Origin of the sequence: Photobacterium lutimaris, from assembly GCF_003025555.1 — a bacterium.
In the GTDB taxonomy this organism is placed as follows: Bacteria; Pseudomonadota; Gammaproteobacteria; order Enterobacterales; family Vibrionaceae; genus Photobacterium; species Photobacterium lutimaris.
In genome coordinates this window covers 25947-52263 of sequence record NZ_PYMH01000004.1, presented here as the reverse complement: position 1 = coordinate 52263, position 26317 = coordinate 25947, and the positions used below count along the sequence as shown (strand labels likewise).

The following is a 26317-nucleotide window of genomic DNA, read 5'->3' as shown; positions in this document are numbered from 1 at the left end:
ATTAAAAAACATTAAACCCAACTATCGAGCAATTAATATTAAAGGAACCTAACATGAAACCTCGTTTAATAACATTAGCCATAACCCTGACGCTCGGCGTTATGGCCTCGCAAGCAACAGCCCAAGAAAGACAATGGCTGGCGGGCGAGCACCATGCCCATACCCACTGGAGCGTGAAGTGGGATAAATCCACTACGCCATGGTCGCCGATCAAAGGGGGCGACAGCCTCCACACTTACCTCAACAACGCCCAAGCCGCCAAGAAGTTTGGCTTGAGCTGGCTGGTCAATACCGACCATGGCGGACCGGAGCACTCCAAGCTGCTTCACGACCATGCCTATCCCGAGCTGCTACAAGCCCGCGAATCCGTACCGGAGGTCCACCAGTTCTTTGGCATTGAGCTGGACGTGCCAGATGGTGAGCACGCAACCGTGATGATGCCGATCAATGCCGACGAGCGCGACGTTCTGGTCCAGTTCCAGCGTGACTACTCTATCAGGGAGTACCAAAAGAAAACCCGACAGCGCAACAATGTCGCGCACATGCAAAAAGGCATCAATTTTCTGGCCAGCCAGAATGAGAAGCCGATCATCATCAAGAACCACCCGAGCCGACAGGCAACAGGGATTGCCGAATGGGCCCGGGTTACCCCAGAAAAACTGATGACCTGGCACCAGACCGATCCTGACGTCTTTGTCGGTATGGTCGGCTCTCCGGGCCACCAGGGAGCGAGAGGGGCCCGTGGTGCATACTATAAATTCGGTAGCTTCAACGGCACCGACCAGATGACCGGTATCGTCGGCGGGGTATGGGATCATATCCTCGGCCACGGCATGCGCTTTTGGATCAGCTCGTCAGCCGACTCGCACAAACATGTCGGCGTTGGCGGCCGCGACTTCTGGCCAGGCGAGTACAACAAGACCTATGTCTACGCCCGCAACGAGCCGGCAGATATCATGGACGGGATCCGCAACGGTCGCAGCTTTATGGTCTTTGGTGATCTGATCAGCGGCCTCAATGTAGGACTGAGCAATGGCGAAGATAATGGCAAGGGCAAAACCAATGCTTCACTTGGTGAGACCCTGCTGGTGAATAAGCAGCAACAAACACTGTCACTGAAACTGGAAGTCAACCTCAACAAAGGCAAGAACGCCAATGGTGATGCACCAGAACTCAACCGTATTGACGTGATTACAGGCGCCGTATCCCCAGCCATTGCACAAGAACCCAACGCGAATAGCACCACTAAGGTCGTCCAACGTATCGATAAGTCGCAGTGGGAAGTGAAAAACAACACCATTGCTTTGACTATCGATATCCCACGCGAGCACAACAATGGTTATTTACGACTTCGGGGTACCAATACCGACATCTTAGAGCCGAAAAAACAGCAAGGCAATCAAGACCCTTGGCAAGACTTGTGGTTCTACTCCAACCCTATTTTCTGGCAACAACAATAGATTTGAGAGTACCTTCCATGAAAGCGCTCACAAAGCGGTACTTGGAGTGCCCTGACTTTTCATGACGAGGGCAAACCTCACTTTAGATTGCCTCGAATCTCTCCGGAATCATTCCATTGAGGCGGGAGTGAGGCTGAGTGCTTCCTAGCAGATGCTGGCTGACGGGCATGAAGTTGGTCAGCTTTCTGCTAGGTTTGCGCTTTTTTCATTAACAAATGAAGGAAAATAAATGAAAGTCTGCGGGTTATTATGTGGCTGTTTATCTTTAGTGAGCGCTGGAGTGTCAGCTTTCAGCTTCCCTGAAGCTCGGTTGACGAACGATGCGGTAGAAATGGCGATCTATCTACCTGATGCCGAAAAAGGTTCTTATCGCTCCGTTCGCTTTGATTGGTCAGGCTTAATTCACTCACTTAAGTTTGAAGGTGTGGAATACTTCGGTCGCTGGCGCCCTGAACCAGTACATGATCCGGAACTGCACTTCAGCGTGAAAGGGCCGGCTCAGATATTCGATAATCTAGGCTATGGTGAATCCGATACTTTTGTTCGTATCGGTATCGGTGTTCTGGAAAAACCAGAAGACGAGAAACGGTTTAACTTTACCAACCCCTACCAGATCCTTGACCATGGTGAATGGCAAGTGAACGCTTTGGAAGACCGTATCGAGTTCGTACACACGCTACAGGCAGACAATGGTTATGGCTATCGTTATCAGAAAACGATTAGCTTGAATGAGCAAGGGTTTACCATGTCGCATCGCTTGGAAAACACGGGTGAGAAACCGATTGAAACCAACGTCTTTAATCACCACTTTTTTGTCATTGATGACCAGGATGTTGATGAACAGTATCAGGTATTTTTTCCTTTTACACCGAAAAAACACAAGAGTGAGTCACGTGTAGAACTACAAAATGATAGCCTCAAGATACTTGACGCAATCCGCGATGATAAGCGACTGTACGTTCCACTGACGGGGTTTACCAATACCCCTGATGATCACCAGTTTCGTGTCCATCACCGTGAACTGAACAGAGGCATTGATGTTCAAGTAGACCAGCCATTAAACAAACTCGTCATTTGGGCGAATGACCGTTCACTGTCTCCGGAAAACTTCATTGAGGTCAATGTACCTGTCGGGCAAAGTTTTAATTGGATTGCAGAGTACCAAGTTTATTGATCACCCGCCCGTAGACAATAAAAAATGCGCTACTGGAAGTCACAGTAGCGCATTTTATTATCTCATTCAGCGACAGCCAGCATTGGCACAATCTGGTTATTTGGCCATCTTGGGGGAGGACAACTTGGAGACACCCGTCTCGTTAAATGCCTCGACCGCGAAATAATAGCCTTTATGAATGTCCAGTGAGCGAATCTCCTTTTGACCAGCAAACTCATCACCCCATACCTGATAGGTATGATAAAGCTTATCCGGAGCAATACCGAAGCGTACGTTATATCCAACAGCGCCTTCCACCGCCTGCCAAGCCACAAATACATTGCGGCGATCAGTATCTCGCATCACTGTTACTTGTTCAGGCATAGCTGGCAACTCATCATTGGCAGAGCCAAACACCCGTAATCCGTTCAACGCCAGATGTTTCACCCCAACATGAACATTCTCAAAGCGCACGAAACGGGCGGTGACCGGCTCATCCAATTCAATGTAGATATTTGACCGATTTTCCTGCTTGTCGAGGTTATTGCTGATCTCCGTCCAGGTTTTATTATCTCTGGACAGCAAAAGACGGTAATGGGTATAGATCCGCTGCTTATATTCCGCAGTCCTGTTATCTCTCGGTAACGGCGCCCGATACTCTTCACCAGCCACCATGTAATCGGCATAGTTGATTTGAATGGCATTGACCGTTTTATCGCCTTGCAGATCGACCACAACATGCTGGGCATCATTGTTCTCACCCGCAACCCAGAAGTTGCGTGGGTTTTCATCCGTCACAAAGCTCGCATCAAAAGTACGGCCATTCTCGGGAGGCAATTCGGACGTCGCCCAAGCAGGCTTATTGTAGGACAGTAACATCCAGCCGGTGAACAGCTCGTTGGGGTCGCTGTACTTACCCGTTGGCGCAAATTGCGGGAAGTCAGCAAAACGGGCCGTTGAATATAAAATGCCATCGTCGTCGATTGCAGACGGTAGAATCACATTTCGCCGCTCGAACACCCAATTAACCCCAAACCAATTAGAGCCACTGCGCCAGATATTACCAAAGGCATCTTTAAAGGTGTTGCCATGACCAGCGCCATGGACATAGCCTCCAGGCTTATAAGTCACCGGGTTGTGCTCCTGGTAAGTGAACGGCCCCAAGGGGGACTTGCCGATATAGACCCCATCGCCATACACGTTTCCATCTGAACCGGGGCCCGCGTAGGAAAGATAGTAGGTATCGCCATGTTTAAGCATTTCCGGCCCTTCCACGTAGGGGGCTTGAGGGGAAGTATGGTCAAAGCCCATCCGCTCCCAACCATGCACATCTGGATGCATCGCCAGCAGAGGCTTGGCAAAGCGATCGATATACAAGCCGTCTATATTATTTCGATTGATTTTAGCCCCCCACAATGGATATAAATTTGAGGAGCCCCAGTATACGTACCACTGCTCACCCTCGTGGTAAAGCGCCGGGTCCCAGAGGTTTTTATCTCCGACAACAGGGAAGCCTAGGTCCTCATCGGCCTCCTTCCATTTACCTGATGCCGGGTCATCAGAAACGAACAGCGTTGTCAGGCCGCCTTTACGATTGGATGACAGTAGGTAGATCTTACCATCCTTCGCCAACGCTGCCGGTGCTATCATATCTTTCCATTCCAGCCCGCTCTGCGGATCTTTCTCGGTAGTAGGATCCGAACCGGAACCCGGCGTGAAGTAGCTGACTGGCCATTCATCAGTCGGCTCAATATGCTGCCAGGTCACGAGATCTTCGGACATCCAATATCCCCGCCCCTGACTGGCAAACAAAAAATAGCCCTGATGCTTGCCACCTTTTTCAAAGCTAACGACAACCGGATCTGCGCTTTGCCGGGTAACCAAGCCTTCAGCCTTAATGAATTGGCGACGTTCCGGAATCCTTTCACCATACTGATATTCGAGATCCATAGGATTAATATAAGTACGATCAGCCAACACACCAGTACTAAACATGGACAAAACCACTAAAGATAAAATTTTTCTCATAAATCCCTTTATTTACGATTAATATTCAAGTATTTGGTACTCGAAGAGATAACCGTCATACAACATATAAAGTAAATTATAAGGAGACGGATAAAATTAAATATTTCAACACTCAGGTTAATAGCAAAGTGCCAGATTTATTAACCTGACACTAAGGTGATTCAAACTATAAAAACACTCATTAATTCATAACCAACTGGCTTACGGAGAATGTGCCACGTCGATTTGAACTAAATTCAAAGCGCCATTGTCTTGCCGTTTTGTCAGCAGCAAACCCTTGATTCGCTTTATGGGCTGGCAATGTCGTCAGTTTCTGCCACTCTCCATTTTCATCGAGATAAGTCACAATCAGTTCAATGGAATTAAAAAATGCTGTTTGTCCCAAGCGTTCTTCTATCACTGGTTTTATGTGCTTAATGTGTTGCGGCTTTCCATAATCAACTTCGAACCACATATTTTTAGGGTTACGCGGTGAAGGTAGCCAGCGAGTTTGGCTGCTACCATCCAATACTTTGTCTGCAAAGTGCGCCTTTGGATGCTGTCCTTTGTCCACATAATTATTGTGACTACGCACAATTGGGAATTCAGTGGCCAATGGCTCTTCGCTGCGAGCATAAAATCCCGCATCAAAAAGCTCAAGGCCATAAAAATCAAAAATACCGGTGGCTGACGTTTCTAAACGTACTTGCGTTACCCCGGATTCAGTCAACTCAATTTTCCCGACGTGCAGGTTTAGAGGCTCAGGGAACTCTCCCGTTGCAGGCAAAGTAAGTGGGAACCCTTTATCACCAACATAAAGGGTGATTGCCTGTTCTTGTTCACTGCGATAGGTAGAAACAACATCAAAACTCCCTGTCTGGCGAGTAATGGTGACGTCCCACGATAACGCCTCTTTTTCACCATTCAAAAACTGGCGAGCTCCGCGGTAAACAACCGCTTTGCCATTATAATCTGCATTCATTGCATGCAAGCCAATGTTGCTATCCGGTCCTTGTATTGCGTCTCCCAACGGAAGAATAGTCAATTCTCCCATGTTGACTCGAGTAAAGCCTTCAGTAGCAGGGGTTAACGTCAGGGTTTGCTCACCCGCTTGAGTAACAACAATTTCTCCAACAATGGTCGGCTTCGGGTATTTACGGCGCATATTCTCATCACCCGTGGCTGGTATGATCAGGTTGGCCGTATTGTCACCCAGAGTTAACTGCATGCGGGATTCATCCAAGTTTCCGTGGAACATCTGCACGGCATAACGTCCAGGTTCAGCGAAGTCTACTTGCCAGCTGGCAGCGCTTTCAGCCCCTGACCAGTCTGTTAAGCTGTTGTACCAGGTGTTATAATGAACATCCGTGGTCTTAGCGTCTAATGAACGAAGTACCATACCATCAACCGTCATCACACCCGTGACTTCTTCTATCTCCAGCTCACCCTTCACTTCCAAAACAACCGTCGAGCTGTATTGGTCTGGAGCCTGAGCAGGGACAACAAGAGTTACCCCTTTATCATTGTGGCTGATCTTCAGCGGCGTTTTGTCGTTATCCGCTAACAGGTACGCTGACAGTTTTTCATTGGCAACACCGAGCACCTGTAGCTCACCATTTTTCGGCCAATCGTAAACATGCAGATACAACGTTACACCATCATCATGTACACGTTGTGTTGTTGCCCCACGAAAAGCTTGTTGGAATAAAAACGGGGTGGCCGTTGTTCCGTGAATCGACTCGCCGTTGACCTTCATCCACTCACTAATATCCCGCAAACGTTCGATAGATGCTTGTGGAAAACTACCATCGGATTTTGGGCCAATGTTCAGCAAGTAGTTACCGCCTTTGCTGACCACACCGGTCAGGTTATGAATCAATTCAGCCGTACTCTTCCAGTCTTGGTCTGAGCGACGATAGCCCCAAGTATTATTCATCGTCATACAGCTTTCCCAGTAGCTATCGAGCTGGGGGACTGGTGGAATGGATTGCTCATGGGTATCAAAATCACCGAATTGAAGTGCATTCTTACGGCTGGCGAGTCGACGATTAGAGACGATATGCGGTTGATTCCCCCATAACATGTCTGCCATCTTCTGAACCTGAGTATCCGATATATTTTTAGGCATATCCCACCAGAACAAATCGAGATTGCCATAATTGGTCGTTAATTCTTCAAGCTGCGGGAAAGCAACGTCACTCATATAATTATTGAATCGTTCTGCCCATTTAGAACGGTCTAGAGATGGGTATGGGGAGTAAGAACTATCCCAATGCGCTCCACCTTCATCACCATGGTTTCCCCAATCTAAAGATTGTGAGTAATACAAACCAAAACGTAAACCTGCATCATCAGCGGCTTTTTTCAGCGGGGTTATCGCATCTTTACCCCATGTTGAATCTTTAATTCCCCAATCACTGGTTGCTGTATCAAACATGGCAAAACCATCATGGTGTTTGGCCGTCAATACCATATAAGTCATACCGGCATCCTTCGCCAATTTCACCCATTCAGCGGGATCATAGGCAACGGGGTTAAACTGCTTCGCTAAATCGACATATTCTTGAGCAGGTATACGGGCGTTATTCCAAATCCATTCAGCATACCGGGGCGTATCGACTCCTTTGTACTCGCCTTCAAACATGGAATAAACACCCCAATGAATGAACATGCCAAACTTAGCGTCACGGAACCAAGCCATACGAGCGTCACGGGTCGCATTGAGATCTTGTCCAGCGGCAATTAATGGGGCCTCACCAGCCTGTAATGGCGCTGGTTGTACTAACTGAATAGCAAGGCACCCAGCTAAAACAGATAAGCGAAATGGTAATCCCTGCATCATTTCTACCTTCATTTGTAATTAATCAAATTTATCTATTGAAAAAAAGACTCGCTGCTTTTTATCAGCGGCGAGTCTTTCATTGGCCTAACGGCAATTAGCAATAATTACTTAACCGTTATTGTGTCGGTCATTACAATATTGTCCGACGCATTACCAACCCGGATTTCGTATTTGTCACCTAGCATCCAGCCTTTGGTTTTTTCGTCCCAGTAGGCCAAGTCAGCGGTATCGAAGGTTAAGGTAATATCACGCTTTTCACCCGGTTCCAATGACGCGCGCTCAAACGCCTTCAAACGTTGAATCGGCTTTTCGCTGCGCTCAAACATATCGGTCACGTAGACTTGAATGACTTCATCGCCAGCCACTTTGCCGGTGTTTTCTAGCGTTACTGTGACATTGACTTGGCCATCTTTAGCGATATTGCTGTCGAACTTCAGATCTGACATAGCGAACTGGGTGTAGCTCAGGCCATGGCCGAAGGCCCAAAGAGGCTCTTTGTCAAAGTACAGGTAAGTACGGCCTTTGGTGATATCGTAGTCGCCAAATGCCGGTAAATCACTCCACGACTTCACAAACGTCAATGGCAATTTACCGCCTGGGTTATTGTCACCGAACAACGTATTCGCGATGGCAGCACCACCTTGCTCCCCTGGGTACCAGCTTTGCAAAATGGCCGGTACATTGTCTTTTAGCCACGGACTTTCAATTGAAGACCCTGATTGCAGTACCACGGCAGTTTTTGGGTTGACCTTAACAATGCTTCTTAGCAAATCAATTTGCTCAGAAGGCAGGCCTTCTGAAGTGCGGTCAATCGACTCTCGTTCATATTCAGTCGATAAGCCCATAACGGCAATAACAACATCGGCTTTCTTAGCCGCTTCAAGCTCTGCGCCTTCATAAGTAGTGCCTTCTGATGGCAGTTCCCAGCCAAATTTGACTGAGCGTGCAGAGCTGCCGCGTTTTTCCATAGCTAACACAGTAAACGTGTAAGTTTTCTGAGAGTCCAATTCAAGCTCTACTGTTGTTCGAAGTGGCTTGCTGTTATTACCGTGGTCTCTAAATATAGTGGAGCCATCAATATCAAACACCATTTCATGGCCTTGGGATTCAACGCCTAACGTATACAGACCACTTTGAGGAGGTACAATTGTCGTTGTATATTTGACGGCAAAATTCTCGTTGTTTAGGTCTTTGTGCGGCGGTTTGTTACCAAAGTCGAAATCAATATTGCCAACCGTGTTATTGGCGACAGGTTTACCACTGCCATTTCGGTTGGTGTAATAATCAGCGGTCCAAACACCTAGCCCTTGGTTATCAAGTAATGTAATACTTTCTAGTGGGATTGGGTTAAGTTCACCTTGATTTTGGGTCCATGGTACGTACATGACGTCGACATCATCACCAAGATAATCTCGAATGCCTTGCAATGGCGTGATAGGGTTTTTAGCTGTACCAGAGTAGGTACCGAAGTTCAAAACGTTAGCGTTAGGGCCAATGATTGCGACAGATTTTGTGGTAGATTTATCGATAGGTAATAGCGGTTGGCTATTCACTGGCTCATTTTGCAGTAAGACCATACTCTTCTCTGCGAGCTCAAGTGCTAGCGGCTTAAATGTGGTCATTTTTTCAAACGGGATGTCTTTCCATGGTGACAGTTCTTCTGGATCAAACATACCCAAGCGTAAACCGACACGCATGGTATTTCTAAATGCTCGGTCCAGTTGCTCTGACGTGGTTTTACCTTGTTCGATTGCTGTGAGCGCTTCCTTGCGGAAAATACGGGTGTTATCAAAATCCAGCGTTTCAGCATTGAGAACTGCGGCAGCCGCATCAACATAGTTGTCATAGATGTCGTGACCGTGGAAGCTGCGCTCGCCCCATCCTTTTGTGGTCATCAGTATTGAGCCATAGTCACCTAGCACGAAACCATCAAAACCCCATTCTCCACGTAATACATCTCGAACCAACCAAGTATTGGTAACCGCAGGTTCATTATTAAGCTTGTTATACGCGGTCATCACAATTTGCGCATTCGCATCTTGGACAACTTGTTTATAGGCCGGGAAGTAGTATTCGCGTAACTGTTTTTCTGAAATATCGGCATTACCGTTAAAGCGATTGTGTTCTTCGTTGTTGGCCACAAAGTGCTTGGCCCCGGCAGCTGTCTTGAGGTATTTGGGGTGATCGCCCTGTAACCCTTTGACATAGGCACTGGCCATCACACCATTGAGTAACGGATCCTCACCATAGGCTTCTTGGGTACGCCCCCAACGCGGGTCGCGAGCAATATTGATAACAGGTGACCAGAAAGTTAATGGGCCACGCTTGCCATCTTTAATCACAGGTCCATTGTGATATTGCGCTCGAGCTTCATCGGAAACAGCATCTCCCATTTGCTTGACGGCCTCCGGCTGCCATGTCGCAGCCAAGCCAATAGACTGGGGAAATACAGTTGCTGCATTTTGCCGTGGAGATGCAAGACCGTGCAGGGCCTCACCTGGCATAAATGACTTCAACCCATACCTTGGAACACCCTTGTTCCACAAGGTGATCATATGACCTTTTTCTTCATTCGTTAGGCGGCTACTAATATCATCCAACCGCTCCTCTAATGGGAGAGTGTGATCAAAAAAAGCAATGTATTCCTTACTCTCTGCATATACATTGGTAGCGGCAAAAATCAGGCCGACACTCAGTGCTATCGTTTTGTATTTCATATTGTTCTCTTTACTAAACAGTGAAGCGTTTAACTTCTGTTGTTAATGATTCTGCAAGTTCTGAAATCGATTGTGATGCTTGTTGACTTGATGCTGAATGGCCTACTGTCTTATCCGCCAAGGCGTTAATTTCAAAGACATTCGTATTTACCTCTCCAGTCACTACCGCCTGCTGTTCAGCAGCAGACGCTATCTGTATATTTTTTTCCGCTATGCTGGCAACGGTTTCAGTGATCGCCTGAAGCGCTTCACCTGCCTGCTTGGTTTTGACCGTACTTTCGCGGGCATATTGATCACCTGACTCCATGCGCTCAATGGTGTGCTGACAACCGGTTTGCAGGCGAACAATTGTTTCTTGAATATCTTCAGTCGCACTTTTAGTTCGCTGCGCCAGGGTTCTAACTTCGTCTGCGACCACAGCAAAGCCACGACCGTAGTCGCCTGCCCGTGCCGCCTCTATGGCAGCATTCAACGCCAGTAAATTGGTTTGATCGGATATGTCGCGTATCGTATCCGAAACACTGCCGATATCTTGGGAATACTTGCCAAGTTCATTAATGGCGACTTTGGCCTGCTCAATTTCATCAGCCAAATCAACAGACTGGGCAATAGCCTCGTTAACGACCCCCACACCACTTTGGGCTAGCTCATCAGATTTTTGGGAAGCTTCGGCTGCAGCAACAGCACTGAGGGCAACATCGCTTACCGTTGCTGTCAGCTCTTCAGTTGCCGCTGCGATTCTTTGAATTTGCGCCTGCTGTGAAGCTGCATTGGACGCAGTCTGCTCGCTCAGCTGAGTATTTTGCTGAGAGGCAAGGTTTAATTGGTTGGCAGAATCACCAATCAAAGAGACGGTTTGCTGGAATCTCGCTGCAATATTATTGACAGCATCAGCGATAACCGTGAACTCATCTTGGCCTTTAACCTGTGCTCGACAAGTTAGGTCACCCTCAGCAATGCTGTTTGCTGTTGACTGCAGCCCCTTAAGCGCAAAAACAATGCGGCGTACTGTCAGAAAGGCAATACCTATCAGTGCCAAGGTACTGACGACCAGAGCCGTACTCATACTAAATACAAATCGTTGACCGTTACTGACAGCTTCAGAATAGGTATCTCGTGCCTCTGTGGCACTCAAATCATTCATCGTACTGATCAACGTTTTAAGTTGTTCAATTTTGGGGTTGACGTCGTTGAGCAGCAGAACGTTAGCTTGCTGGTATTCCCCTTGCTCAAGTAACTCCACAATCACCTCAAAACCTGAGAAGAAAAGCTCATCGGTCAAGGAACGGGCCTGGGTGGCAACCTGCTCCAGGCGTGATCCCATGTGAAATGTCATCAGATCAAAATACAGCGCCTGAAGATCATCATAGCTTTCGTGGATAAAATCCGTGTGAAGTGAAATAGGATGAGCATGGTAACTGACGCTAATTGAAGCAGGGTCATGCTGAATCGCAAGCAAAGAGTGACCCCTTGCTTGTTCAACCCGCTGCTGAATATCACTGATGGTAATGACCTTAGCCAAATCATCTTCAACCAATCGCGAGGTTTGAGTCGATAAATGATTCAAGCCACTTAACCCTTCAAATCCCACAAATGCAATCGAGCAAAAGGCAATAGCAATGGTAACAATCAACCGATTGGTGATTTTTCTCGTCCATGTGAATAGTGATGACATACTTGTTTATTCTCTTTTTATGTAGGGTATTTAAAAACCCGGGCTTAGCGCCTAAGCCCGAGTCATTGAATTACGTCAAGTAAAAACGGATAAATACCGGCCTGCATTCATTGGCAAGCTACCTGAAAACTTTCAGGAAAAAGCTCTTCTAACGTTGGGGCAGGTTTATATTCCAGCGGTAAATTGACCCACTCATCTCGAGGCGGTACATCATATTTTGATTCCAGTTTACCGATTTCGGCTTTGAGCCGTGCAATCTCCTGCTGATAGCGGGGATCGTTGATTGCATTATTCATCTCAGTCGGGTCTTCATCGATATCGTAAAATTCCCACTCATCAATATCGTAATAGAAGTGCATCAGCTTATAGCGGTGGTCACGGGTACCGTAATGCCGAGTTACATCATGCATCGCGGGGTATTCATAGAAATGGTAGTAAAGCGACTGACGCCAGTCGACTGGAGACTCACCATCCAGCAGCGGTACCATAGACTCCCCCTGAATGTCAGCAGGCACATCAACGCCAGCATATTCAAGAAATGTCGGGGCATAATCGATGTTCTGCACCAAATGCTCCACCACCGTTCCCGGTTTGATACGGTTCGGGTATTGGATAAGTAGAGGGGCGCGGAACGACTCTTCATACATAAACCGCTTGTCGAACCAGCCATGCTCACCCATATAGAACCCCTGATCAGAGGTATAAACCACAATGGTATTATCCGCGAGGCCATTCGCTTCGAGGTAATCAAGCACCTCACCCACAGACTCATCAACCGAAATAATGGTCGCAAGGTAATCTTGGAGGTAACGCTGGTACTTCCAAATGGCGATGTCTTCTTCGCTCATGTTGGCTTCGTTGGCATTAAACCAATCATTGCGCGCTTGGTAGGCTTCATCCCACGCCTGACGCTGCTCGGGCGTTAGACGGGCTAACAAAAATGGCCAGATATCCTCACGCCACTCCGTCTCCCCGACTCCCTTGGTCATTTTCAAATCATGACCTTCTTGGGCATCTCGATAAATCGTCATGGTCTGCATGGCGGCCGCCGCGCGACCTTCGTAAGTATCAAAGTAGTTGTCGGGCACCGGGAAGGAAGTGTTCTCAAACGCTCTCATATGTTGCGGGGCCGGCATCCAATTGCGATGTGGTGCCTTGTGGTGCAACAGTAAAGCGAATGGTTCATCGTTTTGCTGTTGTTGCTCCAACCAACGCAGCGACTTCTGGGTTATGAGTTCGGTGGTATAACCATGCTCACGCTTAACCCCCTGCGCTGTGATAAAGTCCGGGTTGTAATACTCACCCTGATCATTCAATACCTCCCAATGGTCAAAGTCGATACCATCCGGTGTGAGATTAATGTGCCATTTACCAATACATGCCGTCTTGTAGCCATTGGCTTTGAGCAGTCTTGGCCAAGTCGGCTGATGACCATCAAACAACTGCCCGTTGTGGTTGAAACCGTTTTTATGACCAAACTTTCCTGTCAGCATCGCTGCCCGAGAGGGGCCACACAAGGAGTTAGTCACGAAAGATTGGTCAAACCGCGCACCATTTTGGGCAATGCGGTCTAGATTGGGCGTCGGTGCCAAGTGGGCAATATCACTGTTGTAGGCACTGAGTGCGCGAATGGCGTGGTCATCAGACATAATGTAGATGATATTAGGGCGTTTCTGATGAGTATTCTTTTTTTGCATTACCACGAACCTTATATCCAAATTGCCAAATTAATGACTACATTAAAGGTATTTTTCAGTACCGTATTACCTCTAACTCATAGGATAATTAGAGTTGTTTTTGCCCCATAAGGCGTCACATGTGTAACACTGCACCAATCTTGCTGCCTCAAACAGCCCTTTTCTGATTGTCCTAAAATGGCAGTCAACTCGGCCTCTCTACTTATTTAACGAATAAGGCCGTGATTGCAGCTATTTTAATTGATCAACGTTGATTTACATACCCCTTTATAGAAACATTTCGACAGCTTTAATGACTACTTATAAAAACAAACAACAAAACCACCCATAAAAAAACCAATACTAACCAATAGCTTAAGCGTAAAAACAGAGAGGCTAGCATATTTAACCACCGTAAAAACAAGCTGATTTGCTCTTAAACAAAAAGACAAAACCGTTAAGAACCTCACACTTGTAGAAACGATACAAGAGAGTGAAAATTGATTTTACGACAAGCTTTTCGCTTCATTTAACAAAGTACAGCGAAAAGTGAAGAGGGAATGACAAAAAAATCCCTACCAGGTTACTGATAAGGATTTAAATCTAAGCTAAAGAGCATTCAAGCTCTTTGAAATAATGCTTCGGGGCTATAACTTTATTTGAAATGAAGCATTCAAGGCTGCATTACTATCGCCACCCACATAAACATCAACGGCTGAACCTTCTAACGAGAATGCCTTATCAATACCATAGAAACGCAATTTTTCCGCCGGTAAAGATAACGTCACGTCTACCGTTTCACCCGGTTCCAATGTCACCCGGCTGAAGTCTTTCAATTCACGGACTGGTCGTGTAGTCGATGCCACCTGCTGGCGGATATAACACTGAACCACCTCAGTCGCGGTACGGCTCCCTTTATTGTGTAGGGTAACGGTGGCTTCTACCGTCTCTCCGACCGTCATCGCTGTTTTGCTCAAACGCAGGTTCGAGTATTCGAACTCCCCGTAGGTCAAGCCAAAACCGAATGGGTAAAGCGGGGTATCTTTCTGATCTTTGTATGGCTGATAGTCAAGGAAGTCGCGCATTTTACCGAGCGGCTTACGGGCGTAGTACATTGGGATCTGGCCCGTGCTACGTGGCACCGACATCGGCAGTCGACCTGATGGTGATACATCACCGAACAATAGCCCTGCCACGGCGTGACCGGCCTCAGTACCAGACTGCCATGCATACAGGAGTGCATCGGCATGCTGCTCTGTTGCCGCTGACGGCACAGGGCGGCCAGTACATTGCACCACAACCAGCGGTTTGCCAACTTCACCTATCGCGCGGATCAGTTCTTCTTGACCGGCAGGTAATGTTAGCTCGGCAATATTGCGTGCCTCACCGGTACGGCGGTGACTCTCACCCGTACAAAGGATCACGATGTCAGCACGGTGGGCGCATTCCACCATTTCATCGGTAAATGCGGCCTCTTCGGTCAGCAGTTCAATGGTGCAATCCAGCTTGGAGGTCCATACTTTAATGCCTTCATAAATGCTGGTCACATCCTCCGTCTTACCGTCTAAACACCAAGAGCCCAGGTGCTGGCGTTTGGAATGGGCATGCGGACCAATCACCGCGATGGTCATCGGTTTAGCATCAATCGGCAACAAATCATGGTTGTTTTTCAACAGCACCATGCTTTGCTCGGCCACCGTTTGTGCCTCGGCAAGATGCTCCGGATGACGCATCACACTCTTGTGTTTGAATTCATCGACATAAGGACGCTCAAACAGTCCTGCGTTGAACTTGGTTCTTAACACACGGCGAACAGACTCATCGACAAGCGCAATATTAATCGCCCCTTTGTCGAGCAGTTCTTGCAGGTGTCCTTCATACGCTTCATTGGTCATCGCCATATCAACACCGGCTTTAAGCGCTTGCTCTGCCGCGCCTTCAGCATCTTTAGCCACGCCGAAATAAGCAAGATCGGAGATCGAGCCCCAATCACTGATCACCATGCCATCGAAACCTTGATCTGACTTCAGCCAACCGTTGATCAGCGACTCACTACCTGAAACTGGTGTACCACCCAAGTCGTTAAAGCCTGACATCACCGTTTCAACCCCGGCCTCAACCGCAGCAGCAAAAGGTGGAAGGTAGACATTGTGCAGTGTATTGTCAGAAATTTCAGTGGTGTCGTAGTCACGGCCGCCTTCTGATGCACCATAGCCAACAAAGTGCTTGGCGCAGGCAACCAAAGAGTCTTCATCCGCCGGCGAGTCGCCTTGGAAGCCTTTTACGACCGCTTTGGCAAACTGGCTGGTCAGATACGGGTCCTCACCACTGCTTTCAATAACCCGGCCCCAACGCGGGTCACGGACAATGTCCAGCATAGGCGCAAACGTCCAATGAATGCCTAGGGACGAAGCTTCTTTGGCGATACAACGGTAGGCTTTTTGAATTTGGCTAGGGTTCCACGATGCAGCCTGTGCCAGCGGGATCGGCAACACAGTTTGCTGGCCATAAATCACATCACGGGCAATGATTAACGGAATGCCCAGTCTGCTACCGTCAACGGCAGCACGCTGAATTTCATTTAATTGGCTTGGACTAACCGTTTCACCTGGTGCATTACCCGCCCAAGCAGTATCAGCGAGAATACGTGATCCCCAGCGACCTTGGCTAATATGTTCCAGATACGTTTTACGATGAATATTGTATTCCAGCATGGGAGACTGGCATAACTGGCCAATTTTTTCTGCCACGGTCATTCGTGACAATAAGTCCTCAACTCTATCTTCAACAGGTAAGGTACTGTTCTTATATGGCAGGTCCATACAATACTCCGAAATCTATGAGTGCTAATTCATCTCAACAGAGATAATTTAAAAAGGCCGCCCGAGTTGGGCGGCAAAAGAGTAAAATTGATTATTTAAAATCAAAGTCAGGGAATGCTTGTTTTAGAAACTCATCCATCTCAGCAGCAAGTGCTTCATTGCCGACTAACCTTGCGCGTTGAAGCTGCATATAGGCCACTTCAGGCACGTACTTGCTGTCTAGCTGGACATAAATATCGATGAACGCCTGTAGTTCTTCATCTGCAATGAGTGGGATCAAACGTGCAGGGGCGATCAAGGCCTCTTCGTAGAACGAAGGACGAATACCAAAGAGTGCATGCTCCCAGGCCTCAATAACTTGCTGATAACCACCGAGGTATTCCTCATCAATGCGAAGCTCCAGCTTATTCATCCCTTTCAAGGCGATAACATAGTTTTCAGCCGCTTCCTGCTCAACCGCATAATCGAAATAGCTTTTCGACAGGAAATAAGCCTTACCCCAAGCAGCCCAATAAGCAATTAAGACAACAGAAAGAAGCAGTACGATTTTTTTTAACTGTGAAACGGTCATTACTTCACTCCCACCCCGGTGAATGCCTTAATGAAGTTCTTCTGCATAAAGAAGAATACAAAGACGACAGGGACTGCAATCATTGTGGTCATGGCCCATACCTGCTCTAAATTACCGGCTGGAATATCTTGCTGGAATTTAAACAGTGCCAGCTGTAGCGTCAGCATTGAATCGTCACGGATATAAAGTAGTGGCCCCATGAAATCGTTCCATGCCCCCATAAAGGTCAGGATCCCCACGGTTGCCATCGCTGGACGCATCATTGGCAGCACCACTTTGAAGAAAATCCGCATCTCGCTGGCACCATCAATACGGGCAGCCTCAAGATAAGCCTCATCGACCTGAGTCATAAACTGGTACAGCAAGAAGATGTTATACGCACTGATGGCACCTGGAATGATCAGAACCCGATAAGTATTCACCCACCCCCAGTCATACATCATCATGTATACCGGAATAGTGAACAAAATCGCTGGCACCATCATTGAAGACAGGATCAAGCGCAACCAAACTTGGCGGCCCGGCATCTTGGTTTTAGCGATAGCAAAAGCCACCATCGCCGACAACAAGCAGTTTAGTACCATGATTGATACCGAGACAAAGATTGTATTAAAGAAAATACGCCATAGATTCACACTATCAAAAACTTCGATATACCCCTTGGCTGACCATGAGGTTGGCAAGGCGTTCGGTGAGTGCATGATTTCAGAGCCCGACTTAAACGAGTTGATGATCATAAAGAAAAACGGATAAAGAACGATTAAGCTGGCAGCCGCCAAGCCAACATAAATAAGCAACTTGCCTTTATTGGAATTATTCATGGTTAATCCTTACCCTTAGTCAATTTCAACTGAAGCATGGTCAATACGAAAATCACAATCGCTAGCAGAAGTCCAATGGTTGAAGCTTCACCCATCTTCATTTGCTCAAAACCTGTCTGGTACAAGTGAAGTACAGGGGTCAATGCCGAATTATGAGGACCGCCTTGCAAATCGAAATTCATAAAGACTTCGGTGAACATCTGCAAACCGTTGATCACGTTGATCGTCATAACAAACACAATCTGAGGTTTGATTAATGGCAAGATGATCTTAGTGATTTTCCGCCACCAGCCAGCGCCATCGATATCAGCAGCTTCAAGTAGCGAACGGTTAATACTGGCAATACCACCAAGGAAAATGATCATCTGAACACCAAACCACTTCCAGGCACTGAACACCGCAATCACCGGCATCGGCAGCCATTTTTCAAATTTCCAGAATATTGGCGAATCCAACAGGTTCCAGTCCATCATTAACGATTGGATGGGCCCAGAAGGACCGGCAATGAAATCAAAGATAATCATTGCCACTGTGATTGAGGTCACAACAGGAATAAATAATACCGTTCGGAACAGGCTTGATAAAAACGTAATTTCGTTCAGCATCAGAGCTGCACCCATTGCGCAGATAAAACTTAGCGTAATGAAAATAATTTGGTTAAAGAAAACGTTAAAAATTGATTTCCAAAATTTAAAATCTGTTGCCGAGCTAATCCAATTACCAAGGCCAACGAACCGAGTATTTTCTGGGTTAAGAATATTTATATCTAAAAAGCTATTTTGTAATGACAAAAAGAATGGGTATAGCATAAATATTATGAAATATGCTACCCACGGTAACATAAACAGGTATGGCACCCAGTAACGTTTTATGTTCATGGCTTTTATTCCATCTAAAATTAAAATCTTTGGGAGGCTGCAGTTCACTGCAGCCGATATTCGCAATAAAAGGGAACCGTTAACGGCGCATTATCTTTTTAACATCTTCCGTTGCGGCTTTCACTGCCTCTTCTGGCGATAGCCTATCCATAACAACCGACTGCGAATAATAATTTAATATAATGCTGGAGACTTCTGATACTGCTGCATTTGATTCATTCATCACAACATTTTGCAGTTGGTCAACAAACGGCTTGATATCGGGCGTCTGAAAATACTCGTGATCCTGCAATGACGTTAGTGTTGGTAAGTTCTGCAGGGCCATGTTCGCTTCGAGATTAAAATCATCTTCCATCAACAGTTCAATCAACTGCCAGCTGCGCTGTTCAACATGACGGGTGTTTTTGAACACCATCAATGCACGACCATCAAGGTTTGAATAGTGTGTATCACCCTTTTCTCTGACCGGGATAGGTGCAATGCCGACATCCTCACCAATAACCATTGGCTTACCTGCAGCATCTTGCAGGTTAGCGCGCCATGCTATGCCATACTGAGGCCAAATACCGATTGTACGAGAGAAAAAGTTCTGCTCCATCGCTAGCGGGGCAAATTGCTGCAGCTGCTTCATGGTTTCAAGGAATGGCACCATGCCTGCTTCTTCTTTATCGAATACTGGGTGCGTACCGTAGCGGTTCAGTAGTTGGTACTCACCATCGTTGAAGTTGTAATACATCGGCGAAAGCATGTTCCAATACCAGCCTCCACTTGCCAACGCATCATTCCATAGTGCGACACCGTGTACGCGGCTACCATTTGAACGTGCAGGTAAGTTATTAATTTTCTCAGCGGCAAACAATAATTCATCCCAAGTCTGAGGAGGAAGTTCTGGGTCTATTCCAGCCTCTCTAAACAAATCTTTGTTATAAATCATCATCTGAGTTGTTGCGTGCCACGGGATGTAATACTGGCGGCCAAAATGTTGTTCCATGAATTGCGGTTCGATACGATCTGTCATGTCATCGAAACCATCAAAATCATCAAGATACATCAAGCGACCTAGTTTGGCATATCTTGGTACCATATAACCAAAGATCCCAGCATAAACATTAGGATAATCACCTGCTGCCATGCGTGTCTCTAAATTACCGTCATTGGTTAAAATTAATTCAACATCAGGATAACGCTTTTCATATTCAGGTTTAATGACTTCATTAACAAATGCCATCTGGTCACCCGATGACACCATAAATTCTATTCTTTCTTTGGCACAAACAGAACTTGCCATGGCAACTAAGAGAACTGTAAGCCACTTGTACTTCATTTCGCTATCCTTATAAGGCTATATAATATCGCCCAAAATCACAAAACATGGCTGTTGCCATGAATTTACTCATGGCAAACAAATTATTAAATATGTTTCTTTGACCTGAAAGAAAGAATAAACAAATATAAAAACTACACGGTTTCTCGATCAACAATTTGAGTCGGTAGAATTGTTACTTGCTCTATTTCTTTTTCACGATTCATCGCACTAAATAGTACTTCAACCGCTTTGACACCCATTTCATACTTATGATGGGTAACAGTAGTCAATGCTGGGGTCACTCTTTCAGATTCTCTGATATTATCAAAACCAATAAGCTTTAATTGCTGTGGAATTTTAATACCACTTTCATTGGCTGCTCTGATGACTCCAAGAGCCATTTCGTCATTTGCGGAAAAAATTGCTTTCGGCACTTCACCTTGCTCAATAATTTCCTTCATCTTTAAATACGCATCTTCTTCAGTAAAATCAGATTTAATAATCAGGTTATTATCAAATTTGACATTATAGAAGCCTAGAGCGGCAATGTAGCCTTCTAAACGTTTCTGGTTATCGTATGAATCGTTCGGGCCACAAAAGTAATGTACTTGTTCACAGCCGTTCGAAATCAACTGCTTCGTTGCGCCAAATGCACCGCCAAAGTTATCGATCAAAATATTGTAAATGTGCTCAGCTTTAACTTCACGATCCAGAGCAACAATAGGTAAATCGCTTGAAGCTACTGTTCTTAGGAACTCATCATCAAAGGCATTGCTTAGGATGATAGCACCGTCAATCATGTGGTCCTTGAGATAGCGGTGTGCTGTCGATTCAGCACCACCAAACAGGCTACATGCAATTAAGTCATACCCCATTTCGTGAACTTTGCGTTCAATACCCTGAACGAGCTCGCTGTAGATAGGACCAAACCAAGAGTTGAAGAAGATACCGATGGCACCCACATTTTTCTGTCTTAGACGTTTAGCATTGCTGTTTGCTGAATAGTTCAGCTTTTTTGCCACTTCTAACACGTGATTGCGAGTTTTCTCGCTGATGCGATCACTGTTATTAATCGCATACGACACGGTAGAAATAGACACTTTCGCTTCTCTAGCGACATCTTTGATTGTAGGTCTCATTAACTAAACCTTATTCCTTTAACTTAAACCGTAAACAGTCACAGCCTTGCTTACTAAAATGATAATTTGTATTTGCAACTAGTTAACTGGAAGTATAACGGATCATGTAAAACGTTTCTACAAATCGAAGGAGAGTAACATTGACGCATAACACAGAATACAACAGACAATTTGGTTGACACCCCGGTATCCGGGGTGTCAGGCCCAATGACTACAGCCAGATAGTCAATGTGTTTGCTGTCTCTTGTAGCCCAACCGTCACAACCTGCTTCTCGATAAGCGCACCACCGGTACGGTAAGTATTCTCTGTTAGCGTGGTCGCAAGCTCGTGGCCATTTAGCTCAACACGTTTCGGCGTATAAGTACCCTGCTCAGGGTTGATAACCAAGGTACATGGCTTGCCATAAAGCGTGAAGTCCAAGGTCACTTTACCCATCTGCTTAGCAATAACCGGATCAAGTACCAACGCGTCGTTCTCAAAGCGAATACCCAGCACATTGCTGATCACCTGGTTGATGTAGATACCAGGGCCACTTGAGTAAATACGCCAGCCACCTTTCACTGTGACTTCGCCTTTTTTCAGCTTGTCGAAATCACGGTACGCTTCGTAGCGGTCATTGAACTTACCGTCAGAGCTTGAGAAATAGGCGTTAGACTGGCGAACTTCTGCGTTAGGCACTGCACCCTGAATACCGACAGGAACAATCTTGTACAGGTTCTGTGCAACTTCGTCTGCCTTACCCATCTTACACAGCGCTTCAATAAAGCGAATGTGTGCGTGACAGTACTGTAGGCCTACTTCACGGCCTAGGTTTGCAGCAAGCTCGGCACGCTTAAAGTAGCTCTGCTTACCACCTTGGTACTTCGCCATTTTTTCCATCAGGCGAACACCATCAGGGTGAACCAAGTTCTCTTCTATGATTGCCATGTGCTTGTCAGCCATCTCTTTATCGAATGTTTCCGAGATGATTGAACGTGACGCTGGAAGTAGGCGGTATTTGATACCCGTTTTCTTATCTGAAGGATGAAGTAGGTATTCAACCTGATCGACGTCTTTGTTCGGCAAGTGGATAAAACCAGCAATCACCCCGTCTTTAATCAACAGGTTGTTGTAGTCTTCTTCCATTTCAATTGCCAGTTTATTGATTGTATGAACAAAAACTGCGTAATCAGGTTTGCCTTCCAGAGCCGTACTCATGGTTTTCAGTGCTTGCAGGGTAAGCGGGATAGTCCAGCCGCTGACCATGTTCTCACGAAGTGCTTGGTTTGCAGGCTGTAAGGTATCATCCCAGTCACCATCGCCGTAACACGATAGAGAAGTACCAGGGATCAGGTTATCAATAATGTGCTTAACCTGACGCTCAACATGGGCAAACAGCGTGTATTGTTCGGTGGTAAACGCAAAGCCATCTTCAATGCTGGTGTATGGTACTTCGATGTTCAGAACATCCAGGTCACCCGTTGCGGTGATGTAGTCAGCAATGGCTTTCAAAGGCCAAACAACGATATCACCATGGCAATCTTCCTGTTGGATCTTGGCGTACTTGTCGAACATGAACCACTGCGGCCACGTACCTGTTTCGATGTGTTGGTGGCTATAAATCGTTGTCAGCAAGTCAACTACACGGTCATAACGCTGCATCGACATGAAGAACTCAAACGGGCCCTGTGACACATCACGTGTACCCCAAGCGGCACCAGAGTACTGCTCCAGGCCATGCGGCGTACTGTAATGAACCAATGCATTATGGGTAAACCACTGCATCGTGTCGTTCAGCTTTTGTGCGTTGTAGTTGTCGTTCTCGAAATCAATGTAGAAGTTATTGATCAACGCATTTTGCGATGTTAGGTATTTTTCGACTTCAGTTTCGTAGTCCAGCGCAACCGGCGAGCTCAACCCTTCAGCGGTTAGCGAACCCAATACGGTCAGGCTTGCCTTACCCTGTACCTTGCCTTGGAAAAGCACATAGCGAACACTGTCTGCCGCTTTAACCAGCGACACTTCAGCCAGACAAGTATCAGCACGCATTGCATATTTGATCTCAGGGTGAACCGAGTTCATCAATTCAAAGTCACCGGATACCGTTATGAAATCATCTTGATGCTCAACCACTACGGTGGCATCGTTTTCATTGTTACCCATCACCATTTGGTTGGTCACGATAACTTCAAGCGCATCAGACAGGTTAACGGTTTCAATATCCAGCTGGATAGACGATGAATCCTGGGCACTGAAGCTCTTTACGACAATGTAACCTTGCTGGTATTTGTACACCCAGCGCGAGAAGTTCAAGCCAGTCTCGTAAGCGGAAGGCATGGATAGAATACGGAAGTCTTCACCCTCCTTGATCCAAATACGCTGACCACTGTGCTTGAACAAGTTCAGAGAAGTACGATCAACACCCAGCAATTTGTTGAATGATGTATTGCCGATAACAACGTGAGAGTTGAATACACCATACATACCGTGTGTTGAGCTCATTACCGCGTTCTGGAAGTCCTGACAGTTACCTGAAGACACCATGTGGCCGGTTGAACGCTCCAGTACTCGCTCTTTCTCAGGCAGAGTAACGTAGCGGCTTTCACCTTTTTGTTTGCCGTAGAAGAATGACAGTAGCTTGCCATCTTGCTCTTCAGCAAAGCGACGCTCTTCACCAAAGAATGTCTTAATTTCTTCAGCTGTTAGCTCATCACCAACCAGTACGTTGTAACCGTTAAGGAAGAATGAAGGCAGCGCCTGTTCAGAGACTTCAGCCGTTTCTGGCGACAGGTAAGCGTCTTTAATTGCATCCAGCGCTGTCGCTTCAGTGACATTCGAGCCCGGCAAGTTGTTACCAAATGCAATATAGAACACAGACTCAGCACGCTGGGCTGGAGCCAGTGTGATATCGGCGGTTTGCAGTGCCACATAGCCCATTTCAAACTGAAGTTTTTCATTCGCCAGTGACGGCTGAGAAAGGACCATTGGTGTTGGCTCAAAACGGTAGTCTTTACCGAAGAATTGGTAGCCATCAGTTGAGTAGCCAACAATGGTATCTGTCAGCGAGCCAATCTGTGAACATGGATTGCCCGTACTTTGCGGTAGGTTTTGGCGTGAACATACCACGTAACCGGCTTGCTCAAGATTAAAAACTTGGTGGTCTAGGTATTGGCTGACATAACACTCATTGCTCTTTACGCCACCTTCATCTGCTAGGGCCAGATCTTGACCAAACACAAGGTCATATTTCAGGGCATCATCATGCAGGTTCTCTACCTGAGTGGTAAAGAATACTTTTTCAGACTTAGCATCCAGGCTAATAACCACAACAGCACGGAATGTTTCTGTTGTCGTTTCCCAACCAACTAGACCTGCTTCAGTACGGAAAGTTCGCATATTGTGGTTAAGGTGCATAAGAGGCATAAATGAAATACCTGCATCACTCTTAACTCGGATGTAAACATTTGATAATGCACCTTCAAATTCACTTGGTTCAAAAAGGTTTAACATTACATTGCCAGATTTAATATTCTTCAGAACATTATGCTCTGTAAATTCTAGGTCAAGTAAACCATTTGAAACCAAGTGGTTTGAATCAGAAATTGTATGGATCATGAAATTAAACTACCTATACTTTAATTTTAAAACTGTCACTTATTCTGTCGGAATAAAAATATTTTCTTCGGTGCTTTTATCAAAAATATGGCACTTATCCATATTGAACGAAATACGGTGCACGCTTTGTTTACACAGCGACACATCAGGGTTTACGTGCTTACAAATCATTTGCTTACCTTCAAAGTCTAGGTAAACAAAAGACTCTGAACCCATTTCTTCTACTTCGGTGATATTGGCGTCATAACCATTTTCACCAGCTTCCATAGAAATATGTTCAGGACGTAACCCTAAGAAAACACCATGGTTATTATATTGCTCAGCCGTTACTTGCTTCTCTTCTGGCAATTCGAATATATGACCATTGATATCTACTGCCATTTTATTGGCATCTGTTTTAATTAATTTACCTTCCAACATATTCATTGTTGGAGAACCAATAAATTCGGCAACAAACTTATTAACAGGCTTGTGGTATAGATTCATTGGTGTGTCGACCTGCATAATCGCACCACGATTTAACACACAGATTCGATCACCCATGGTCAATGCTTCAACCTGATCATGTGTCACATAGATCATGGTTGCAGGACGGCCACTTTGTTTTAGTTCATCATGCAAGCGAGAAATACGCATACGCATAGACACACGTAGCTTGGCATCTAGGTTTGAAAGCGGCTCATCGAACAAAAAGACTTCAGGCTTACGCACCATGGCACGGCCTAGAGCAACACGCTGGCATTGGCCACCAGACATTTGTCCCGGTTTGCGATCAAGAAGTTCTGAAATCTCAAGGATTTCTGCCGCTTCTGATACTCGGCGCTCGATTTCATCTTTTGGCTTTTTACGGGTTTCTAGGCCAAAGGCCAGATTCTCACGCACTGTCATGTGAGGGTAGAGCGCATAGTTCTGGAAAACCATCGCGATACCACGATCTTTCGGTAGAACATCATTACAATGCTTATCACCGATGTGAAGATCACCACTTGAAATGCTTTCAAGCCCGGCAATCATTCGCAGTGTGGTCGATTTGGCACAGCCCGAAGGACCAACCAGCACCATGAACTCACCATCCTTGATGTCCAGACAAAAATCATGAACAGCGTGGTAACCATTCTTGTAAATTTTGTTTATGTTTTGCAGCTTGACCTGGGCCATAACCGTACTCTTCGTAGAAAATTGTTTGTGTTGAAACGTTTCTACAGATATTAAGTAAACACCCAATTACTGTCAACAAAAGGTAGCAAATCAGGTACACCGGTCACACTTTTTTATTTGCCTCAGACCCAACCTAACCAAAAAACAAACAAAAGCCTTTAAAAACAACAATATAATAACCGACCACTCACTTGTGGACAACGCGATAAAACGCAGTAACAATAGATTCAAAAGCACTATTTAGACTGTTGAACACCAAGCATTACCCAAAAACTTGATATACATCTAACTTTTTGATTTTATGGCCATAGAAATCAACGTCTATTTATTTCACTGCTTTCGAAACGATTTAGTTACAACTGGACCATATGCCTTTCAAAACGATAAAAATACTGAATCTCGAGTAACGTCTGACCATCTATTAAGATCAAAAAAAGCCTAACCGCTTACGGTTAGGCTCCATTCACTCATAGAACTGTATGTGAGTAACTACACCA

Annotated in this window: 15 protein-coding genes; 2 read left to right on the top strand and 13 right to left on the bottom strand. The window is 46.0% G+C overall.

All coding sequences use genetic code 11. The features are described 5' to 3' along the window. The first annotated feature begins 53 nt into the window (after positions 1-53). Complete coding sequence (locus tag C9I99_RS10760) at positions 54-1460, top strand: CehA/McbA family metallohydrolase domain-containing protein (RefSeq protein WP_107348889.1); 1407 nt, start codon at positions 54-56, stop codon at positions 1458-1460. Between the two features lie 280 nt (positions 1461-1740). After that, entirely contained in the window at positions 1741-2634 is an 894-nt protein-coding gene (locus tag C9I99_RS10755; RefSeq protein WP_133638222.1) for an aldose epimerase family protein, read from the top strand. A 96-nt stretch (positions 2635-2730) separates the two neighbouring features. Here the strand turns inward: C9I99_RS10755 and C9I99_RS10750 are convergent, their stop codons facing one another. The 13 genes from C9I99_RS10750 to C9I99_RS10690 all read right to left on the bottom strand — a co-directional run bounded on the left by C9I99_RS10750 (position 2731) and on the right by C9I99_RS10690 (position 25820). Beyond that, positions 2731-4608, bottom strand: coding sequence for a family 43 glycosylhydrolase (locus tag C9I99_RS10750; protein ID WP_166645406.1), 1878 nt, complete (start codon positions 4606-4608; stop codon positions 2731-2733). Between the two features lie 214 nt (positions 4609-4822). After that, positions 4823-7462 (bottom strand): alpha-L-fucosidase, encoded by a 2640-nt coding sequence (locus C9I99_RS10745; RefSeq protein ID WP_166645405.1) that lies wholly within the window; start codon positions 7460-7462, stop codon positions 4823-4825. A gap of 104 nt (positions 7463-7566) precedes the next feature. Continuing rightward, the gene (locus tag C9I99_RS10740) at positions 7567-10179 is read right to left on the bottom strand and encodes a glycoside hydrolase family 3 C-terminal domain-containing protein (protein ID WP_107348885.1); all 2613 of its coding nucleotides are present in this window, start codon (positions 10177-10179) and stop codon (positions 7567-7569) included. Positions 10180-10192: 13 nt separating this feature from the next. After that, positions 10193-11854: a methyl-accepting chemotaxis protein gene (locus C9I99_RS10735; protein ID WP_107348884.1), complete on the bottom strand. Its 1662-nt coding sequence runs from the start codon at positions 11852-11854 to the stop codon at positions 10193-10195. Between the two features lie 107 nt (positions 11855-11961). Then, entirely contained in the window at positions 11962-13551 is a 1590-nt protein-coding gene (locus tag C9I99_RS10730; protein ID WP_107348883.1) for a sulfatase family protein, read from the bottom strand. 626 nt (positions 13552-14177) lie between these two features. Continuing rightward, positions 14178-16352 (bottom strand): glycoside hydrolase family 3 N-terminal domain-containing protein, encoded by a 2175-nt coding sequence (locus C9I99_RS10725; protein WP_107348882.1) that lies wholly within the window; start codon positions 16350-16352, stop codon positions 14178-14180. A gap of 91 nt (positions 16353-16443) precedes the next feature. Next, a complete protein-coding gene (locus tag C9I99_RS10720) occupies positions 16444-16923 on the bottom strand; it encodes a hypothetical protein (RefSeq protein WP_107348881.1) in 480 nt (159 codons plus the stop codon). Further along, the gene (locus tag C9I99_RS10715) at positions 16923-17744 is read right to left on the bottom strand and encodes a carbohydrate ABC transporter permease (protein WP_107348880.1); all 822 of its coding nucleotides are present in this window, start codon (positions 17742-17744) and stop codon (positions 16923-16925) included. The genes C9I99_RS10720 and C9I99_RS10715 overlap by 1 nt, the downstream gene beginning before the upstream one ends. A 2-nt stretch (positions 17745-17746) precedes the next feature. Then, a complete protein-coding gene (locus tag C9I99_RS10710) occupies positions 17747-18349 on the bottom strand; it encodes a carbohydrate ABC transporter permease (RefSeq protein ID WP_243734406.1) in 603 nt (200 codons plus the stop codon). A 352-nt stretch (positions 18350-18701) separates the two neighbouring features. Next, on the bottom strand, positions 18702-19946 hold the full coding sequence (locus C9I99_RS10705; protein ID WP_107348878.1) for an extracellular solute-binding protein: 1245 nt from the start codon (positions 19944-19946) through the stop codon (positions 18702-18704). A gap of 134 nt (positions 19947-20080) precedes the next feature. Continuing rightward, entirely contained in the window at positions 20081-21067 is a 987-nt protein-coding gene (locus C9I99_RS10700) for a LacI family DNA-binding transcriptional regulator (RefSeq protein WP_107348877.1), read from the bottom strand. Between the two features lie 211 nt (positions 21068-21278). Continuing rightward, positions 21279-24662 carry a GH36-type glycosyl hydrolase domain-containing protein gene (locus C9I99_RS10695; RefSeq protein ID WP_107348876.1) on the bottom strand — a complete coding sequence of 1128 codons (3384 nt, stop codon included), beginning with the start codon at positions 24660-24662 and terminating at the stop codon, positions 21279-21281. A 39-nt stretch (positions 24663-24701) separates the two neighbouring features. Further along, positions 24702-25820: an ABC transporter ATP-binding protein gene (locus C9I99_RS10690; RefSeq protein ID WP_107348875.1), complete on the bottom strand. Its 1119-nt coding sequence runs from the start codon at positions 25818-25820 to the stop codon at positions 24702-24704. Positions 25821-26317 lie beyond the last annotated feature (497 nt).

What these genes read in the sequence shown, in the direction of transcription:
- C9I99_RS10750 (WP_166645406.1), bottom strand. Translation starts at nt 4,608, where the DNA reads ATGTTTAGTACTGGTGTGTTGGCTGATCGTACTTATATTAATCCTATG.
- C9I99_RS10760 (WP_107348889.1), top strand. Translation starts at nt 54, where the DNA reads ATGAAACCTCGTTTAATAACATTAGCCATAACCCTGACGCTCGGCGTT.
- C9I99_RS10715 (WP_107348880.1), bottom strand. Translation starts at nt 17,744, where the DNA reads ATGAATAATTCCAATAAAGGCAAGTTGCTTATTTATGTTGGCTTGGCG.
- C9I99_RS10730 (WP_107348883.1), bottom strand. Translation starts at nt 13,551, where the DNA reads ATGCAAAAAAAGAATACTCATCAGAAACGCCCTAATATCATCTACATT.
- C9I99_RS10710 (WP_243734406.1), bottom strand. Translation starts at nt 18,349, where the DNA reads ATGCTGAACGAAATTACGTTTTTATCAAGCCTGTTCCGAACGGTATTA.
- C9I99_RS10690 (WP_107348875.1), bottom strand. Translation starts at nt 25,820, where the DNA reads ATGGCCCAGGTCAAGCTGCAAAACATAAACAAAATTTACAAGAATGGT.
- C9I99_RS10745 (WP_166645405.1), bottom strand. Translation starts at nt 7,462, where the DNA reads ATGATGCAGGGATTACCATTTCGCTTATCTGTTTTAGCTGGGTGCCTT.
- C9I99_RS10705 (WP_107348878.1), bottom strand. Translation starts at nt 19,946, where the DNA reads ATGAAGTACAAGTGGCTTACAGTTCTCTTAGTTGCCATGGCAAGTTCT.
- C9I99_RS10700 (WP_107348877.1), bottom strand. Translation starts at nt 21,067, where the DNA reads ATGAGACCTACAATCAAAGATGTCGCTAGAGAAGCGAAAGTGTCTATT.
- C9I99_RS10735 (WP_107348884.1), bottom strand. Translation starts at nt 11,854, where the DNA reads ATGTCATCACTATTCACATGGACGAGAAAAATCACCAATCGGTTGATT.
- C9I99_RS10720 (WP_107348881.1), bottom strand. Translation starts at nt 16,923, where the DNA reads ATGACCGTTTCACAGTTAAAAAAAATCGTACTGCTTCTTTCTGTTGTC.
- C9I99_RS10740 (WP_107348885.1), bottom strand. Translation starts at nt 10,179, where the DNA reads ATGAAATACAAAACGATAGCACTGAGTGTCGGCCTGATTTTTGCCGCT.
- C9I99_RS10695 (WP_107348876.1), bottom strand. Translation starts at nt 24,662, where the DNA reads ATGATCCATACAATTTCTGATTCAAACCACTTGGTTTCAAATGGTTTA.
- C9I99_RS10725 (WP_107348882.1), bottom strand. Translation starts at nt 16,352, where the DNA reads ATGGACCTGCCATATAAGAACAGTACCTTACCTGTTGAAGATAGAGTT.